The organism is Catellatospora bangladeshensis (genome assembly GCF_016862575.1).
Classification (GTDB): domain Bacteria; phylum Actinomycetota; class Actinomycetes; order Mycobacteriales; family Micromonosporaceae; genus Catellatospora; species Catellatospora bangladeshensis.
Map to the genome: position 1 here is coordinate 62,167 of NZ_BONF01000041.1, position 17,242 is coordinate 79,408.

Below are 17,242 nucleotides of genomic sequence, written 5' to 3' on the forward strand. Positions count from 1 at the left end.
CGGCGTCCCGGCCGCCGTGTGGCAAGATCGCGGTATGGGCAGACCCGCGCAGATCTTCGCCGCGTCCGGCATGCTGCGGCTGCCGCCGGGCAGCCCGCCGCGCCGGCGCAGCCCGCTGCTGGACCACGCCGTGTCGCTGACCGGCGTGGCGCGGGCGCGGATCTGCTACGTGCCCACCGCGGTCGGCGACGACCCCGCCGCGATCGCCGCGTTCCACAACGCGTTCTCCGACACCGACCACCGGATCAGCCACCTGCGCCTGTTTCCGCAGCCCAACCACGGCGGGCTGCGCGAGTTCCTGCTGTCGCAGGACCTGATCTGGGTCAGCGGCGGCAGCGTGGTCAACCTGCTCGCCGTGTGGCGGGCGCACCGGCTGGACGCGATCCTGCGGGAGGCGTGGGAGGCCGGGGTGGTGCTCGGCGGCGGCAGCGCGGGCAGCATCTGCTGGCACGTCGGCGGCAGCACCGACTCGTTCTCCGACGACCTGGACCCGGTCACCGACGCGCTGGCCTTCCTGCCGTACAGCAACGGCGTGCACCACGACTACCCGCCGCAGCCGCGCCGCGAGCGGCTGCACGAGTACATCGGCTCGGGCCTGCTGCCCGCGGGTTACGCCACGGAGGACGGCACCGGCCTGCACTACGTCGGCACCGAGCTGGCCGAGGCGGTCACCTGCGCCCCGAGCGCCCACGCCTACCGCGTCGAGGCCGATTCCGACGGCCTGGTCACCGAGACGCCGCTCTCGGCGCGCCTGATCGCCTGACCCACTCCCGGCGGCCTCCACCCGGCCGCCCGCGGCGGCCCGCGGACCGGGTCGGGAGGGCGTCGTCAGCGGCTTCCCGTGGGTAGCGCGGCTGAAGATCGCTATCCCGTGTCCAAACCTGCGGTGTAGCCACACTTCTCGACACGAGACGGCGATCATCCCCCAAACCGCGTGACTTCCCGTCCCGCGTACCCCCAGAGGTTGAAAGGGTTTTCAGGGGTGGTGTGGCGGGGTCAGGGGCATGCCATAGATGTGTTGGACTCTTTACATGGCTGAAATCTGTTGCTAGCTTTCAGAAACTTTCAATCGCCTTGCGCAAGAACGGTGGCCGCCGCCGCTCCACATGAGCGTCCTCCGTCGATGGCGCACGGCCGCGTGTGAGGAGTCGTCGTGAGCGCAACTCGTCGTGCTCGCGCCCGGTGGGGAGCAACGCTGCTCGCCCTGACCGGTCTCGTCGCGAGCCTGGTCCCGCTGCTGACGTTGCCCGCGTCGGCCGCCAGCACCGTCACCGTCTTCTACCGCCCGAACACGAGCTGGACGACGGTCAACATCCACTACGCGCCCACCGGCGGCTCCTGGACCGCCGTGCCCGGCGTGGCCATGGACACCGCCTGCACCGGCTGGCGTAAGAAGACCATCGACCTGGGCACCGCCACCGGGCTGCAGGTGGTTTTCAACAACGGCTCGGGGACCTGGGACAACAACGGGGGAGCCAACTACGCCCTGGGCACGGGCAATGTCACCGTGTCCGGCGGGGTGAAGGGCACCGGCGACCCGTGCGCCACCGCGAGCCCGTCGCCGTCGCCCTCGGCGTCGCCGTCCGCGTTACCCTCGCCGTCCGCGTCGCTGGCGCCCTCGCCGTCGCCGAGCACCCCGCCGCCCGCCACCACCGGCACCATGCTGGGCGGCGACCCGCGCAAGGACTCGATCTACTTCGTGATGACGGCGCGTTTCTACGACGGCGACGCCTCGAACAACCGCGGCGGCAGCCAGCACACGAAGTCCGGCAACGCCGCGAACAACGACCCCATGTTCCGTGGGGACTTCTCCGGCCTGATCGCCAAGCTCGACTACATCAAGGCGCTCGGCTTCTCCGCCGTCTGGATCACGCCGGTGGTGCTCAACCGGTCCGACTACGACTACCACGGCTACCACGGCTACGACTTCTTCCGGGTCGACGCCCGCCTGGAGTCGCCCGGCGCGAGCTACCAGCAGCTCATCGACACCGCCCACGCCAAGGGCCTGAAGATCTACCAGGACGTGGTCTACAACCACACCTCCCGCTGGGGCGCCAAGGGCCTGTTCACGCCGAAGGTGTACGGCGTGCGCGACACCCAGTGGAGCTGGTACTACGACGTGCCCAACCCGTCGTTCACCTACGACGGCCTGTCCGTCGAGCCGAACTCGGGCAAGAGCTACTACACCGGCGACCTGTGGTCGACCCCGGAGCCGGCGGGCAACACCTGCCGCAACTGGGGGGTGTTCACCGGCAGCTACAGCGCCGAGGGCTACAAGGTCTACAACTGCCAGTGGCCCAGCCCCACCTCGGGCATGTTCCCGAGCAACCTGTTCCACCAGTGCTGGATCGGCAACTGGGAGGGCGAGGACGCGCGCAGCTGCTGGCTGCACGAGGACCTGGCCGACCTCAACACCGAGAACGCGGCGGTGCAGCAGTACCTGATCGACGCGTACAACCGGTTCATCGACATGGGGGTGGACGGGTTCCGGATCGACACCGCCGTGCACATCCCGCGGGTCACCTGGAACCGGCGCTTCCTGCCGGCCCTGGAGAACAAGCTGATCAGCAAGTACGGCGCGGCCAAGGCCAAGGACTTCTACGTCTTCGGCGAGGTCGCCGCGTTCGTCAACGACAAGTGGAACCGCGGCTCGGTCAACCACTCCGCCCAGTTCTTCACCTGGAAGGAGCGCGCGACCTACAGCGCCGACGACGCCACGGCCGCGATCGAGCAGTTCAACTACGAGAACAACCTGGGCACGGGCAACCAGCCCACCAGCACCAACGCGTTCCTGCAGGGCAACGTCTACCACGCGCCCGACAAGTCGAAGTTCTCCGGCATGAACATCATCGACATGCGCATGCACATGAACTTCGGTGACGCGCCCAACGCGTTCTGGAACGGCAAGGACTCCGACGACAGCGTCAACGACGCCACCTACAACGTGGTGTACGTCGACTCGCACGACTACGGGCCGAACAAGTCGAGCACCCGCTACGCCGGGGGCACCGACGCCTGGGCCGAGAACGTGTCGCTGATGTGGACGTTCCGGGGCGTGCCGACGCTGTACTACGGCTCCGAGATCGAGTTCCAGGCCGGCAAGCAGATCGACTGCGGGCCGAGCTGCCCGCTGGCGAACACCGGCCGGGCGTACTACGGCGCGAACCTGGAGGGCAGCGTCACCGCCGCCGACTTCGGCGTGGTGTCCAGCGCCTCCGGCGCGGTCGCCACGACGCTCGGCAAGCCGCTGGTCAAGCACGTGCAGCGGCTCAACCAGATCCGCCGCGCGGTCCCGGCGCTGCAGATGGGGCAGTACTCCACCGAGGGCGTCACCGGCCAGATGGCGTTCAAGCGCCGCTACACCAGCGGCACGGTGGACAGCTTCGCGCTGGTCACCGTCTCCGGCACCGGCACGTTCACGGGCATCCCGAACGGCGTCTACACCGACGCCGTCACCGGGACGTCGGTCACCGTCACCAACGGGACCCTGACCGCGACCGTGTCCGGCAAGGGCAACCTGCGGGTGTACGTGCTCAGCCTGCCCGGCAACCCGGCCCCCGGGAAGGTCGGCACGGACACCGCCTGGGCGCGCTGACCCGGCGGCACGCGGGCCGCGGGCGGACCTTTCCGCCCGCGGCCCGCACCGTCCGGACGCAGAAGTTGTACGGTCGGATATGTGACCGTCCGACAACGACTCTGACCAGGTAAGACGTCGGGACGGGCGGCCCGCGGCGCGGACGGGTGCGGCGCGGGCACTGGCTCTCAGTGGCGCGCTCGTCGCACAATGCTGATCATGCGTTGGTTCGGACCGCGGCGCCCTGTCCGCCCCGCGGAGGCAGCCTGGCTCGACACGTCCCTGGCGTGGCTGTCGGCGGAGTTCGGGCGGGACCCGCTCAAGCCGCCGCCGGTACGCCCCGCCGACCTCGTCCCCGAGGGCTACCGCGGGGACGTGCAGGAGGCGCGCACCCTGCTCGACGCGGTGTGCGTGCGCATGGGCGTCGACCCGGTCCGGGTCGAGCTGGAGCTGCACGCCGGGCCGCTGCCCGAGGAGCACCACCGGGTGCGGGCCGGGCACCCGGTGATCGCGGTCGGCTTCGGGCACGCCGCCGCGCCCGTGCCGCTGATCGCCACCATCGCCCACGAACTCGCGCACGTGCTGCTGCTCGGCGACGGGCGCATCGCCGCGGACCAGCCGGACTCCGAGCGGCTGGCCGACCTCGTCACCGTCTACTTCGGCCTCGGCGTCTTCGGCGCGGCCACGGCGGTGCGGTGCGCACGGCGCCGCCCCGGGATGAACCTGCCGCTGTACGCGTACGCGCTGGCGCACTACGCGTGGCAGCGCGGCGAGCCCGACCCGGAGTGGGCCGCCGACCTGCGTCTCACCACGCGGCTGCGGCTGCGCCGGGGCCTGCGGCACCTGGCCTACCGCGCGGCGGCCGACCCGGCCTCGGCCCACTCGCTGTAGGGCACGCCGCGGCGCCGGTGCGCCAGGGCCGCGCCGGCGTAGCCGACCAGCGGCGTGGGCAGCTTGTGCAGGGAGAACCAGTGCAGGTCGGCGCACTTGCCCGGCTCCGCGTTGACCGGCTCGCCGGACCAGCGGCGCACCTCGAAGAACAGGTTGAGCCGGGGCGGCTGCTCGGCGTAGTGCAGCAGGTGCACCAGCTCGGCGTGCGCGGGGTCGAGGGCGAGGCCCAGCTCCTCGGCCGCCTCCCGGACCAGCGCGTCCAGCGGGGTCTCGCCCGGCTCGACGTGGCCCGCGGGCAGGTGCCAGCAGCCGTCCGACCAGCCCGTGTTGAGCCGCAGTCCCAGCAGCACGTCGTCGCCGCGCCGGAGGATCAGGTGGACCGCGACGATCGCCTGTGCCCTGTGCTTCACCTGCGCATTCTCGAACACCTGTACGATCTTCGTCAAGCGGCGCGCCGTTCGCGGCGGCGTCTAGGATGCGCCGCATGACCACTCCTGTCACCACCGGCGCGGAGCAGAGCCTCAAGCCGCTGCGGCTGCTGTTCAGCCTGGCCCTGCTCGGGTACGCCGCGCTCCACCTCGGTTTCCGGCTGCTGATCTGGATCATCCCCGCGATGGGCACCACCCTGGTCTCCCGCTCGCAGGGGGCCGGGTTCCTGGACCTGTTCGTGATGTCGTTCCCGCTGGTCGCCGTGCTGATCGCCACGCACGTCACGCCGCAGCTCGCCGCCGCCAAGGTGTTCACCCTGGTCGCGCTCGTGGAGTACGCCGTTGCGGTGTTCTTCGGCGCGATCACGTTCCTGATCGGACTGGGCGGGCTCGGCTACGTCGACACGTTCCCGGAGACCGTCGAGGCGCTCGGCGCGATCGTGCTCACCGTCGCCCGGCTCGGGCTGGTGGCGCTGGCCGGCTACGCCGTGTTCCGGGTCTTCGCGGCACTGGGCGGCCGGATCACCCTGCCCGCCGCGCTGAACCCGCCCACCGCGTGAGCTGACCTCCGCAACGAAGACTCCGGCCGGGCTACCCGGTCGGAGTTTTTGCTGCTCAAGGATGGGGTTATAGACGTATAACCCGAGTAGGGGTATATAAAACTCACTGTTCGCCTACGGAGGGAGCCGCCATGCCGAAGATCAACGTCTACCTGCCCGACGACCTGGCCGACGCGGTGCGCGAGGCCGGGGTGCCCGTCTCCGCCGTCTGCCAGCGGGCGCTGGAGCAGGCCGTACGCCGGGTCACCATGATCCGGGCGACCGCGCTGTCGGACCTGGACGGTGCCGACCTCACCACCCGGCTGCCGCACGCCACCGGGCGCACCCACACCGTGCTGCGCCTGGCCGCCGAGCAGGCCCGCGACGCGGGCTCCGCCGTGGTCAGCACCGGCCACCTGCTCGGCGCGATCCTCGCCGAGGGCGACAACCTGGCCCTGCGGGTGCTCGGCGCGATGGAGATCGAGCCGGCCGAGGTCGCCCGGTGGCTGGCCGCCGAGCGCGACGCCGAGGCCGGCGCCGGTCCGGACGGCACCCGCCGGTTCAGCGTGCCCGCCGCCGGCGTGCTGGAGCTGGCCGCCACCGAGGCGACCGGCTTCGGCCACAACTACCTCGGCACCGAGCACCTGCTGCTGGGCCTGGTCGCCGAGCCGGACGGCACCGGCGGCCGGGCCCTGCGCGGGGGCGGCGTCGAGCTGCGCCCGGCCCGCCGCGCCGTGGCGGCCGCGCTCGCCGGGTTCGTCCACCTGCGCGCCAAGACGCAGGGCGCGGCGGCGGCCGCCGACCCCGCGGCGCTGGCCGAGATCGTCCGCCGCGAGCTGGCGCCGCTGGTGGCGCGGGTGGAGCGGCTGGAGGAGCGGGTGGCCGCGCGTGGCTGACCGGGTGCTGCTGCTGGCGACGAAGGACACCGTCGCCTACCGCCGCCGCCCGGGGCACGAGTCCGTGGCGACCGGGGCCGAGCTGCTCGCCGCGGCCGGCCCGGTCGCCGCCGGGGTGACAGCCGTGGACGTGATAAGCGAGCCGGGCTGGGACCTGTCGCCCACCACCCTGCTCGCCCTTGCGCGCCGGGTGCGCGAGGCGGCCGCCTCGGGGGAGTACGGCGGGATCGTGCTCACCCAGGGCGTCGACGCCATGGCCGAGACGGCGTACCTGATCGACCTGGTGCTGGGAGCGGACGCCGCGCGTACGGCGATCGTGCTGACCGGCGCGGTGCGGGCGCTGGACGATCCGGACAGCGACGGGCCGGCCAACCTCGCCGGGGCGCTGGCCGCGGCGTCCGATCCGGCCGTGCGCGGGCTCGGCGCGGTGGCCTGCGCGCACGGCGAGCTGCACGCCGCACGGTGGGTGACGCTGGTGGACGCGTCGCGCCCGGACGGGTTCGGCTCGGCGCCGTACGGGCCGGTCGGCCGAGTGGTGGACGGCCGGGTGCGGCTGCTGGCCGCCCCGCCGCCCCGCCCGCCCGCGGTGCACGGCCCGCCCGAATGGGACGTGGTCCTGCTCAAGACATATCCCGGCATCAACCCCGAGCTGCTCGCCTCGCTCGCCGACGGGGGCGCGCGCGGCGTGGTGCTGGAGGGGACCGGCCGGGGCAACGTGCCCGCGAGCCTGTTCGCGGCGATCGGCGAGCTGCTGGACGGCGACGTGCCCGTGGTCATCGCCTCGCGCAGCCACCACCCGCCGGAGGACGGGTTGCCCGCGGACCAGGCGATGGCCGAGCGGCTCGGCGCGATCGGCGCCCGCGGGCTGCGCCCGGAGCAGGCCCGGGTGGCGCTGATGGCCGCGCTCGGCAACGGCGGCGACCAGGGAGTGGACGCGGTGCGCGACTGGTTCGCCCGACTCTGAGGGGGTACACGTCGCACACCCTGTACGTTCAGGTGTAAAACACTTGACTGTACTTCGATGTGATTTGCCCTAGTGTGCGGCTTGATTACCGTCGCCGCATTGCGCGCACACTGGGGAGTGACATGGACGTCAGGACCGTCGGCGGCGCCACCCGGCTGCAGCCGGACTTCACGAGGGTCAACGAGCTGGCGGTCCGGACAGAACGGCTGCCGCGCCGGGAACGTGACGGCGTGCTGCCGTTCCCGGCCGCGATGTGGCTGTGGGTCGGGCTCGCGGCGCTGCTGCGCCTGGTGGTGTGGCTGGCCGCGGCCGCGCTGTGCGTCGGCGCGGTCGCGGCCTCGACCGTCGAGCCCGGAGTGCCCGGCGCACTCGTGGTGCCGGTCACGGCGGTGGCGCTCGCGGCCGTGCTCGGCCACCTCGCCCGGCGGCTGCGCCGCCGCAGCCCGGCCGGCTGGCAGGCCGCCGTGGCGGGGGAGTACTGGTCCTGGCGGCGCCCGCCCGGCCGCTTCGAGCACGAGCCCGTGCTGCTCGACCCGCCCGCGTGGCTGCGCGACCCGCTGCACCGCCGCCTGCTGCGCTGGGTGCGGCCCGCAGGCCAGGCCGTGCCGCACGCCGAGCGGGTCACCTGGGCCCGGCGCTGGGCGCTCAGCCGAGAGCTGCGCGCCGCCCCGCCGCGGCTCGCCGTGGTCACCGCGCTGACCGCCGTGCTCACCGTCGGCGCCTGGCGGGCGGGCTGGCTCGCCGCCGCCGCGCCCGCGATCGTGCCGGGCGATGTACACCTCAACGGGCGGGTGCCCAACCCCGACGTGCTGCCCGCGCTCGACGTCGCGGTGGCCGCCGCCGCCGACTACGCCTGGCAGCTCGCCGACCTGGTGCCGCTGCTCAACCTGACCGAGGTGCTCGGCTGGGAGCGCCCCGCGGCGCTGGCCGGCGGCGGCCTGCAGGACGCCCTCGCGCTGCTGTTCCGCCTGTCCGTGCTGCTGGTGGCCGCCGTGACGATCGTGCGGATGCCGGGCCGCCGGGTCGACGTCGAGGCCAAGCCGCCGCTGCTGGCCGGGCAGGTCGAACGCGCCCTGGTCGAGGAGCTGGTCAAGGCCCGCCGCCTGCTCGGCGACGGCGGCCGCCACGACGCCCGCCTGTTCGCCGCCGCCTGTCGCCGCCTGCGCGCCGACGAGGTCCCCGTCCCCCCGCCCTACGACGAGTGGAACGCCGAGTCCCTAGCCCACACCCTCGCCCTGGAACAGTCCTGGATGAACGACTGGCGCGTCCCCGAACAACGCTCCGTCCTCTCCTGAAAGGAAGGGCGCCTCCGCGTTGCGGAGGCGCCCTTCCTACTCCTGTCAGTTGAGGATGGACGTGGGTGGTGGGTTGAAGTCGCGGACGGGCTTGTCCTTGAGGGCGAACTTCAGGGAGTTGGCCACGGCGTCCAGCGGCATGTTGTAGTTGCCGTCACCGGCGACGTTCTTCACGTAGTCGGGGTCGGCGATGAAGCTGGCCGCGGCCAGTTCCGGCGTGAACCCCACGAACCAGGCGGCGCGGGTGTCGTCGGTGGTGCCGGTCTTGCCCGCGATCGGGCGCTCCATCAGCGCGTACACCCGCGAACCGGTGGACCAGTCGCCGCAGCTGCCGCGGGACGCCTTGTAGCCGGTCGGGCAGCGCGCGGCGTCGGTCGCGGCGCGGCCCACGTCCTGGCTGAACGCCCGGGTGCACTGCGGCGCGGCCGCGTCCACCTGCTTGCCGTCCACGGTGGTGGTGAACTCGGCGCCGTCCGGGCCCTTGATCGACAGGACCGGGCTGGGCTTGCAGTACATGCCCTCGGCGGCGACTGTGGCGTACGCGTTGGCCATCTCCAGCGGGGTCGTGTCGGCCACGCCGAGCGTGAACGCGCCCCACTTGTCGGCGTGCTTGGGTGAGGCGTGCAGCCGGTCCACGTCGGTGTGCCAGGTCAGGCCCATCTTCTCGGCCATCCGCACCGCCTTGTCCGAGCCCACGGCCTGCTCCAGCTGCACGAAGTACGTGTTCACCGACTTGCCGAAGCCGGAGTACATGTTGTGCTTGCCGGTCATGCTGCCGCTGGCGTTCGACGGGCACCAGCGGTTGCCGCAGGCGGCCGGCCCGCCCGGCTCCACCACGTAGATCGAGGTGTAGCGGTGCGGGGCGTAGAACGACTTGGACAGCTTCATGCCCGCGTCCAGCGCCGCCACCATGGTGAACATCTTGAACGTCGACCCGGCCTGGTAGCCCGGGATGTCACCGCCGCCCAGCAGCGGCGCGACCGTGTTCGGGTAGCTGCCCTTGACGTCGAACGAGCGCTTGATCGGGTCGGAGTTCGGCCCGTTCTTGCTCTGGTCCATGGAGTAGATCCGGTTGACCGCCATCAGCACGACCCGGCCGGTGCCCGGCTCCACCATCACGTTGCCGTACGCCAGGCGCATGTCCACCGACGAGCGGCTGAGCAGGTCCTTCATCGAGAACGCCTGCAGCTTCGGGTCCAGGCTGGTGACCACCCGGTAGCCGCCGGTGCGCAGCGCGTCGAGCCGGGCCACCGGGTTGGGGCCGAACGCGGGCTGCTGCATCCACCAGTTCTTGAAGAAGTCGCAGAAGTAGCCCCAGTCCCGGTTGGCGGCGGGCACGGCCGCACAGTCGCGGGGCGGGGCGGACAGCTTCAGCTTGATCGGCTCGGCGGTGGCCCGGTTGGCCTGGTCGGCGGTGATGAACTTCAGCTCGGCCATCCGCCGGATCACGTAGTTGCGCCGGTCCAGCGCGGGTGTGGTCTGGTTGGCCGGGTCGAACGCCGACGGCGCCTTGACCAGGCCGGCCAGCGTCGCCGCCTCGACCAGGGTCAGGTCCTTGGGCTCCTTGGAGAAGAAGATCTGGGCGGCGGCGTAGATGCCGTATGCGCGATGGCCGAAGTAGGCCATGTTGAGGTAACCCTCCATGATCTGGGTCTTGGTCCACTGACCCTCCAGCTTCATGGCGAGCCGGATCTCATTGATCTTGCGCATCGGGGTCTGCTCGGTCGCCGCGATGGCCTCCTGCGCGGTCACCGCGCTGTCCCGCAGCGCCATGCGCACGTACTGCATGGTCAGCGTGGACGCGCCCTGGGCCACCTCGCCCTGCTGGCGGTTGGCCACGAAGGCGCGGGCGATGCTCTGCAGGTCGACGCCGCTGTGGGTGAAGAAGCGGGCGTCCTCGGCGGCCAGCACCGCGTTGACCACGTTCGGGTTCACCGACGACAGGGGCACGAACTTGCGGTGCTCGTCGTAGAACATCGTGATCAGCGACTTGCCGTCGTTGGCGTAGACGTACGTCGTCTGGCCGACCTGATGATCTTTCAGCTGGGTGGGGAGGTTGTCGTAGATGGCCGCGCCCTTTTTGGCTCCGATGCCCGCCGGAACGGCCAGCGGTAGCAGGGCGAGGGCCACGACCACCCCGCCCAGGACGCCGGCTCGCAGCAGACCGCTGTACCGGCTGAAGAAGCTGATTAACCGCTGCACCATAGCCACGAATATAGGCAGCTCAGCATACCGAGGTGAGGAAGATTCACTGATGCTTATGCGGCGGATTCCCCTGTGGAGCGATCCCGGCCCGGCGGGCGTCCAGCAGTCTCCCGGCCGGCGCACAGCCGATCGCCGGGGGCCGCACCCGGGCTCGGTGTGGGCGCCGGTCCCGCGGGTTGGGGGTTGATCGCGAGTTCGTGTCCAAACCTAAGGCCCAGCCGCACAATCCGACACGAAACCCCGATCATGCCGCGGAGCCGGAGCCGGAGCCGGAGCCGGAGCCGGAGCCGGAGCGGAGCCGGAGCCCGTCAGACCGCGGATGCCCAGATCGCCGCCCGCCGGAAGCGCACCTGCCAGGGCGCCTCGCCGGTGTGCCCCACCGTGTCCACGCCGATGACGATCCGGCCCTCGGCGAAGGTCGCGTCGGTCAGCGCGATCTCCCTCAGCTCCTTGCCGGCCAGGAAGAACCGGAACTGCGCCCCCTGCCCCTGCACGCCGATGCGCTGGTACCTGCCCAGCGTCAGCTCCTTGTCCAGCGGCAGCTCGCGCAGGATCCGGCCGTCCTGAGGATCGCCCTGCGCGCGCCGCAGCACGGTGATCTTCTGCTGGCACACGCGCAGCTCGTAGCCGGCGTACGCGGTCATACGGTAGGAGACCCCCGCGCAGCTGCCCTTGGTCAGCAGCGCCGCGTCGACCTCGAACCGGAAGTCGGTGAGGGTGTCCTTCGGCCCCGGGCACAGGTAGGACCAGTCTTTCAGGGTGGTCGCGACGTAGGACTTGTCCTCGAAAAGGCAGGTGGCTCCGTTGGGGTCGTCGGCGCGGCTGGTCCAGCGCCGCTCCTCCGCGAGCGCGTCGGTCAGGTACGGCGCCGGCGTGGCGGCCACGCTCGGCGACGGCGACGCCGACGGGCTGGCCGACGGGCTCGGCGACGCCGACGGCGAGGGCGACGGGCTCGGCGAGGGCGACGCGCTCGCGCTCGGCGACGGCGAGGCGGACGGATCGGCGGCGAAACCCGCGGGCAGCGGCAGCGCCCCGGTCAGCAGGGCCACCGTGAGCCCTCCCAGCAGCACCGTGGACACGCCCAGCCCGACCGCGACCGGCTTGGCCCAGCGCGGGCCGCCGGGACGCGGCGCCGGGTCCTGCATGCTGGTGGGATCGGCGTCCACGACCGCGAACCGGCTGCCCGCCTCGGCCGCCGCCGCGGCCTGCCGCGGCAGCTCGCCGGAGCTCAGCGCCCGGTCCGGCCCGCTGGTGAGCAGACGGTCCAGCAGGTCGCGGGCGGTGGGCCGGTCGGCCGGGTCCTTGGACAGGGCCGCCAGCACCAGCTCGCGCAGCGGCCCGGACAGGCCGTCCAGGTCCGGGTCGGAGGTCATGATGCGCACCGCGACGGCGGGCATGGAGTCCGCCGCGAACGTCGTCCGGCCGGTGCCCGCGAAGGCCACCACCGCGCCCCAGGCGAACACGTCGGCGGCCGGGGTCAGCGCCTTGCGGGCCTTGGTGTCCAGCCGCTCCGGCGCCATGTACGCCACGGTGCCGATGAGCTGGTCGGTGCGGGTGTTGCCGGGCTGGCCCTCGACCGCCCGCGCGATGCCGAAGTCGATCACCTTCGGGGTGCCCGGCGCGAGCAGCACGTTGCTGGGCTTCAGGTCGCGGTGGATGACGCCCGCGCCGTGGATCGCGGTCAGCGCGGTCGCCACGCCGATGGCCAGCCCGTGCAGGTTGGCCGGGGTCAGCGGGCCGCGCTGGGCCACCACGCTGGACAGGCTCGGGCCGTCCACGTACTCGACCACCAGGTACGGCGACTCGTGGTCGGGGTCGGCGTCGAGCACCTCGGCGGTGCAGAACGGCGGCACCTGCTTGGCCCGCTCCACCTCGCTGCGGAAGCGCTGCCGGAACTCGGGCTCGCCGGCCAGGTCGGCCCGGATCACCTTGACCGCGACGAGCGTGTCCTTCGGGTCGCGGGCCAGGTACACACTGCCCATGCCGCCCTCGCCGAGCCGGCCGAGCAGGGTGTAGCCACCCAGCTCACGCGGATCCTTCGGCCGCAGGGGCCGTGCTGCTTCGGCGCCGACCATGGTGGGCAGGTCTCCCGTCCTCTTCGCCCGGCCGGGCACGGCCTGCCGCCGCGTCCTGACCGGACACTCCCCGCGAGTTCAGGCGACATACTGCCATCTCCCGGTCGCCGCCTGTCACCCCGCCGGATAACGAAACGCGCAAGGCCGGACGCTTGGTTGCGGGCGCGGGCGGGTCAGGTCGTGATCCGGTGCAGGATCAGGTCGTGGACGTGGTGCGTCTTCTCGTCGCCGCGGAACTCCATCTCGTACACGTGCGTGCCGACGTTGATGGCGATCGCTCCGGTCGAGAAGAACTGCCCCGCCCAGGACTTGTTGCTGACCACGCTCACGCTGGTGATCTTGCCGTAGGGGATGCTGGTGATGGCGATCTTCTTGCCCACGAAGGACTTGTCCTGGATGATCACGCGCCGGTCGGTCAGCCCGATGAAGCCGGTGCCCGCGCCGATGGCGTCGTACACGGCGATCACCTGCTCGCCGGGCAGCAGGCCGCTCTGGATCTGCTGCAGCTGCTCCTTGCGGTCGTACACGATGCTCGTCGTCATGCCCCGACGCTAGATCGGGCGCGCAAACCGCCCGGTCAGACGGTTCACGCGCCCGGTCACCGGCCGGTCAGTCGCGGCTGAACGTCCACACCCCGTTCGTGTCGATCACCACGACCACCGTGCCACGCGGCAGCACCATCTCCCCGGTGTAGTCGCCCTCCTGGCTGATCAGCGTCGCGCTGTCCGAGCCGATCGCCTGCACGGTGAACTTGCCCTTGCCCCGGTGGTCGAAGGCGACCCGGGTCGAGTCGGCCGCGCTGCGCGGAATCAGCAGCACGTCCGCGCCCACCCCGGACGCCGTCCCGCTCCAGGTCGGCGACGCGGCCAGCGGCCGCACCACCATGCGCCAGCCGCCGGACGCCTCGATGTTCACCGCGGCGGGCCGGATGTCGCCCAGGTCCAGCGGGCGTACCCCCTCGTAGCTGTCGGTGGTGGCGACCAGCGTCTGGATCTCCTCGCCGTCGGCCTTGACGGTGCGCACCACGAAGTCGCCCGCGCCCGCGTAGGTCAGCGCCACCGTGTGGAACGTGTCGCCCAGCTCGACCGGCACGGTCTGCGGGCCGGTGCCCTCGAACACCTGGTCCTGCGGCTGCGCCTGGGCGGCCTGGCGGCTCGGCGACGGGATCGGCCGGGCCTGCGCCTCCTGCGACGGCGCGGCCTCGCCCGGCGCCTGCACCGCGGTCGCGCCCGGTTCGGCGACCGCCGACGGCGACCCGTCCGGGCGCAGCGCGAGGAAGCCGCCGACGCCCAGCACCGAGCAGAGCAGCAGCCCGGCCGCGCCGCCCAGCGCCCAGATCCACCACGGACGCGGGGTCGCCGGCCTGGCATGCGCCGGGACGTGCGGGGCGGCGTGCGCGGGCACGTGCGCGGCGGGCGCGCTCACCGGCGCGGCGGCCGGGCCGTCCGTGCCCATGGCGAACCCGGCAGAGCTGGTCATCGCCGGTTCCGGCACCGGCTCATACGCGGGCGCGGCGACCGGCGGCAGGTCGGCGACCGGCTCGGGCTGCGGCTCCGCGCTGGACGGTGGGGAGGGCGGCTCCTCGGCGGGCGTGTCCGCCGCGGGCTGCGGCCAGGCGAGACCCGCGACCTGCGCCTGTTCCCCGGCGCCGGACGGTGTCCAGGCCGGTTCGGCGGGGCCGGTCGCCGCCCAGGCCGGTTCGGCCGAGCTGCCCGCGTCGGCGGGCCAGCCGAGCGCCGCTCGCTCGTCCCGCCAGGCGGGCACCGTCTCCGGCTGCCCGGTCTCCGGCTGCGCGGTGCCCTGCCATGCGGCCTCCGGCAGTGTCGCCGCGGCCGATACCTGTTTTGCGTCCACAACTTCTGGGATGTGGGTACATCCCAGAAGTTGTGAGCCGTCGGCGGTGACCGGCGGGGCGGAGCTCATCGCGAATGCCGGGGCGGGCTCTGCGATCGGCTCGGCGGGCATCGCCGGTGCGGTCTGCGGTTCCGGCAGCGGATCAAGAGTCATCGCGGGTACGGCCACCGGTTCCGCGACCGGTTCCGGGGCCGTCACCGGCGGGCTCGCCGGGTCTGCGGTCAGCGGTGTCGCGGCCACCGGTTCGGTGACCGGCGGGGACGGTGCGTCCGCGGTCGCGGGCGTCGCCAGCACCGCCGCCACGGGCTCCGCCGCCGTGGGCTCCGCCGCCACGGGCTCCATCACGGGCGCCGCGGTGGCGTGCGCGGCGGGGACGGGTGGCGCACCGGCCGTGTCCGGCTCCATCGCGGCACCGGCATCGGCATCGGCACCGGCTGCCTCGGCCGCCCAGACCGGGGCGATGGCGGGCGCGGGCTCGCCGAGCGGCACGCCCGCCACCGGCAGCTGCTCGCCCTGCTCGGCCTGCTCGCGGACGAACTCGTCGACGCTGTCCAGCGGCCCGGCGGCGAACCCGTCCTCATCGGTCAGCTCGAACAGCAGTGTCGGGTCGTCGGCGCCGTCGGGCACCCAGAACTGCCAGTCGTCGGGCGGCTGGGGCCAGCTCGGGTCGGGCCGCCAGCCCGGGGGCGGCGTCCAGTCCTCGGGAGGCGCGGGCCATCCCGGTGGCGAGTGGTATTTCCAGCCCATGCCGAACCCCCGTCGTGCGTACCGCTCCTGCAAGCCGTCACCGGGGGGTGACCTGATACTACGTGCCGGGCCGCGGCCGCGGGTGAGATCCACTGACGACGGCCTTGTCCGGCCGCGGCCGCTCTGATGTCATACGGTCACGGATCGACAACACCGTTCTGCCGCGGAGGCGACGTTGGCGCGTACGAGGGAACCCGGCCGGGCGCACCGGGACCGGCTGGTCAGCATCCTGGCCCGGGGGCCGCGCCGCCCGTCGGACCTGGGCCTGCGGGCCTGGCTGCGGGTGTGCCGCCGGACCGTGGTGGAGCTGCTCGGCGACGAGCTGGCCGACCGTGCCGCGGCGCTGACCTACTACAGCGTCCTGTCGATCATCCCGGGGATGCTGGTGCTGGTCGCCGGGGTGGGCCTGTTCGGCCGCTCGACCAGCGACGCGGTCGCGGAGAACCTCAGCGAGCTGACGCCGCCGCCGGCCCGGCACGCGATCCTCGACATCATCGACAACCTGCGCTACGACCAGCGGGCGGCGGGCATCGCCGCGGCGGTCGGCCTGGCCATCGCGTTCTGGTCGTCGACGAGTTACATCGGCGGCTTCATGCGGGCCGCGAACGTGATCTACCGGGTGCCCGAGGGGCGGCCGCTGTGGAAGACGGTGCCCGTGCAGCTGTTCGTCACGGCGGTCACGGGTGTCTCGCTGGCGGCGAGCGCGCTGGCGGTGGTGCTCAGCGGGCGGGTGGCCACCAGCGTGGGGCGGGCCTTCGAGGTCGAGGACGCCACCGTGCAGATCTTCGACGTGGTGAAGTGGCCGGTGCTGGTCGTCGTGATCAACATGCTGCTGGCGCTGCTCTACTGGGCCGCGCCGAACGCGCGGCAGGGCGGCTTCCGCTGGATCACGCCGGGCACCATGGTGGCGATGCTGACCTGGATCGCGGTGTCGGGCGGCTTCGCGTACTACATCGCCACGTTCGACTCGTACAACAAGACCTACGGCGCGCTCGGCGGCGTCATCATCTTCCTGGTCTGGCTGTGGCTGACGAACGTGGCGGTGCTGCTGGGCGCGAAGTTCGACGCGGAGCTGGGCCGGGCCCGCGCCATCGCGGCGGGGCTGCCCGCCAGCGCCGAGCCGTACCTCCCGCTGCGCGACGTGCCGAAGCAGGAACCGCCGTCCGCGGACGTGCCGCTGTCGACGGACCGGCTGCTGCCCGCGGCACCGGAGGAACGGCCCGGCGCGGACGGCGGATGATCAGGCCAGCGCGCGCTCGACCGCGCCGGTCAGCTCGGCCGACTCGGGGGTGACCTGCGGCCGCAGCCGGGTCACCGCGCCGGAGCGGTCGACCAGGAACTTCTCGAAGTTCCACTTGACGTCGCCCGCCTCGCCGGCGGCGTCGGGGGTCTGCGTGAGCAGGTCGTAGAGCGGGTGCCGGCCGGCGCCGTTGACCTCGATCTTCTCCGTCAGCGGGAAGGTGACGCCGTAGTTGACGTCGCAGAACTCGGCGATCTCGGCGGCGGTGCCCGGCTCCTGCCCGCCGAACTGGTTGCACGGCACGCCGAGCACGGTCAGGCCCTGCTCGCCGTAGGTCTCGGCGAGCTTCTGCAGGCCGGTGTACTGGGGGGTGAGCCCGCAGCGGGAGGCGACGTTGACGATGAGGACGGCCTTGCCGCGGTACTGCGCGAGGTCCGCGTCGGCGCCCTGCAGCGTCTTGATCTGTACGTCGTAGATGCTCATGACGGTCACCTTAGCGCCGGTCGGACGGTGGCCCGCCCGGGGCCGATCTGC

The 17,242-nt window shown here is 72.6% G+C and carries 14 protein-coding genes; 8 read left to right on the forward strand and 6 right to left on the reverse strand.

Translation table 11 applies throughout. The features are described 5' to 3' along the window. Positions 1–34 precede the first annotated feature (34 nt). From Cba03nite_RS30815 to Cba03nite_RS30825, 3 genes are all read left to right on the forward strand, one after another. Complete coding sequence (locus Cba03nite_RS30815; protein ID WP_203753784.1) at positions 35–763, forward strand: Type 1 glutamine amidotransferase-like domain-containing protein; 729 nt, start codon at positions 35–37, stop codon at positions 761–763. Positions 764–1,153: 390 nt separating this feature from the next. Next, entirely contained in the window at positions 1,154–3,595 is a 2,442-nt protein-coding gene (locus Cba03nite_RS30820; protein ID WP_203753786.1) for an alpha-amylase family glycosyl hydrolase, read from the forward strand. Between the two features lie 198 nt (positions 3,596–3,793). Then, positions 3,794–4,465 carry a hypothetical protein gene (locus Cba03nite_RS30825; RefSeq protein WP_203753789.1) on the forward strand — a complete coding sequence of 224 codons (672 nt, stop codon included), beginning with the start codon at positions 3,794–3,796 and terminating at the stop codon, positions 4,463–4,465. Here Cba03nite_RS30825 and Cba03nite_RS30830 read toward each other — a convergent pair. Next, the gene (locus Cba03nite_RS30830) at positions 4,423–4,875 is read right to left on the reverse strand and encodes an NUDIX hydrolase (protein ID WP_239126127.1); all 453 of its coding nucleotides are present in this window, start codon (positions 4,873–4,875) and stop codon (positions 4,423–4,425) included. The two genes, Cba03nite_RS30825 and Cba03nite_RS30830, sit on opposite strands and share 43 nt — an antisense overlap. A gap of 74 nt (positions 4,876–4,949) precedes the next feature. On the opposite strand from Cba03nite_RS30830, the gene Cba03nite_RS30835 reads away from it, so the two are divergent. The 4 genes from Cba03nite_RS30835 to Cba03nite_RS30850 all read left to right on the forward strand — a co-directional run bounded on the left by Cba03nite_RS30835 (position 4,950) and on the right by Cba03nite_RS30850 (position 8,587). Beyond that, complete coding sequence (locus Cba03nite_RS30835; RefSeq protein WP_203753792.1) at positions 4,950–5,453, forward strand: hypothetical protein; 504 nt, start codon at positions 4,950–4,952, stop codon at positions 5,451–5,453. A 131-nt stretch (positions 5,454–5,584) separates the two neighbouring features. Further along, the gene (locus Cba03nite_RS30840) at positions 5,585–6,328 is read left to right on the forward strand and encodes a Clp protease N-terminal domain-containing protein (RefSeq protein WP_203753795.1); all 744 of its coding nucleotides are present in this window, start codon (positions 5,585–5,587) and stop codon (positions 6,326–6,328) included. Then, positions 6,321–7,292 (forward strand): asparaginase, encoded by a 972-nt coding sequence (locus Cba03nite_RS30845; RefSeq protein WP_203753798.1) that lies wholly within the window; start codon positions 6,321–6,323, stop codon positions 7,290–7,292. The genes Cba03nite_RS30840 and Cba03nite_RS30845 overlap by 8 nt, the downstream gene beginning before the upstream one ends. Before the next feature lie 122 nt (positions 7,293–7,414). After that, positions 7,415–8,587, forward strand: coding sequence for a hypothetical protein (locus tag Cba03nite_RS30850; RefSeq protein ID WP_203753801.1), 1,173 nt, complete (start codon positions 7,415–7,417; stop codon positions 8,585–8,587). Between the two features lie 45 nt (positions 8,588–8,632). Here Cba03nite_RS30850 and Cba03nite_RS30855 read toward each other — a convergent pair whose 3' ends face one another. The 4 genes from Cba03nite_RS30855 to Cba03nite_RS30870 form a co-directional block, all read right to left on the reverse strand. Next, on the reverse strand, positions 8,633–10,792 hold the full coding sequence (locus Cba03nite_RS30855; RefSeq protein WP_203753804.1) for a transglycosylase domain-containing protein: 2,160 nt from the start codon (positions 10,790–10,792) through the stop codon (positions 8,633–8,635). Positions 10,793–11,100: 308 nt separating this feature from the next. Next, a complete protein-coding gene (locus tag Cba03nite_RS30860; protein WP_203753807.1) occupies positions 11,101–12,867 on the reverse strand; it encodes a serine/threonine-protein kinase in 1,767 nt (588 codons plus the stop codon). Positions 12,868–13,040: 173 nt separating this feature from the next. Then, positions 13,041–13,409: a PH domain-containing protein gene (locus tag Cba03nite_RS30865; protein WP_203753810.1), complete on the reverse strand. Its 369-nt coding sequence runs from the start codon at positions 13,407–13,409 to the stop codon at positions 13,041–13,043. Positions 13,410–13,476: 67 nt separating this feature from the next. After that, a complete protein-coding gene (locus tag Cba03nite_RS30870) occupies positions 13,477–15,468 on the reverse strand; it encodes a hypothetical protein (RefSeq protein ID WP_203753812.1) in 1,992 nt (663 codons plus the stop codon). Between the two features lie 175 nt (positions 15,469–15,643). On the opposite strand from Cba03nite_RS30870, the gene Cba03nite_RS30875 reads away from it, so the two are divergent. Then, a complete protein-coding gene (locus Cba03nite_RS30875) occupies positions 15,644–16,708 on the forward strand; it encodes a YihY/virulence factor BrkB family protein (RefSeq protein WP_203753814.1) in 1,065 nt (354 codons plus the stop codon). Here the strand turns inward: Cba03nite_RS30875 and Cba03nite_RS30880 are convergent, their stop codons facing one another. Further along, complete coding sequence (locus Cba03nite_RS30880; RefSeq protein ID WP_203753816.1) at positions 16,709–17,191, reverse strand: glutathione peroxidase; 483 nt, start codon at positions 17,189–17,191, stop codon at positions 16,709–16,711. Positions 17,192–17,242 lie beyond the last annotated feature (51 nt).

What these genes read in the sequence shown, in the direction of transcription:
- Cba03nite_RS30835 (WP_203753792.1), top strand. Translation starts at nt 4,950, where the DNA reads ATGACCACTCCTGTCACCACCGGCGCGGAGCAGAGCCTCAAGCCGCTG.
- Cba03nite_RS30850 (WP_203753801.1), top strand. Translation starts at nt 7,415, where the DNA reads ATGGACGTCAGGACCGTCGGCGGCGCCACCCGGCTGCAGCCGGACTTC.
- Cba03nite_RS30860 (WP_203753807.1), bottom strand. Translation starts at nt 12,867, where the DNA reads ATGGTCGGCGCCGAAGCAGCACGGCCCCTGCGGCCGAAGGATCCGCGT.
- Cba03nite_RS30825 (WP_203753789.1), top strand. Translation starts at nt 3,794, where the DNA reads ATGCGTTGGTTCGGACCGCGGCGCCCTGTCCGCCCCGCGGAGGCAGCC.
- Cba03nite_RS30880 (WP_203753816.1), bottom strand. Translation starts at nt 17,191, where the DNA reads ATGAGCATCTACGACGTACAGATCAAGACGCTGCAGGGCGCCGACGCG.
- Cba03nite_RS30870 (WP_203753812.1), bottom strand. Translation starts at nt 15,468, where the DNA reads ATGGGCTGGAAATACCACTCGCCACCGGGATGGCCCGCGCCTCCCGAG.
- Cba03nite_RS30840 (WP_203753795.1), top strand. Translation starts at nt 5,585, where the DNA reads ATGCCGAAGATCAACGTCTACCTGCCCGACGACCTGGCCGACGCGGTG.
- Cba03nite_RS30855 (WP_203753804.1), bottom strand. Translation starts at nt 10,792, where the DNA reads ATGGTGCAGCGGTTAATCAGCTTCTTCAGCCGGTACAGCGGTCTGCTG.
- Cba03nite_RS30865 (WP_203753810.1), bottom strand. Translation starts at nt 13,409, where the DNA reads ATGACGACGAGCATCGTGTACGACCGCAAGGAGCAGCTGCAGCAGATC.
- Cba03nite_RS30815 (WP_203753784.1), top strand. Translation starts at nt 35, where the DNA reads ATGGGCAGACCCGCGCAGATCTTCGCCGCGTCCGGCATGCTGCGGCTG.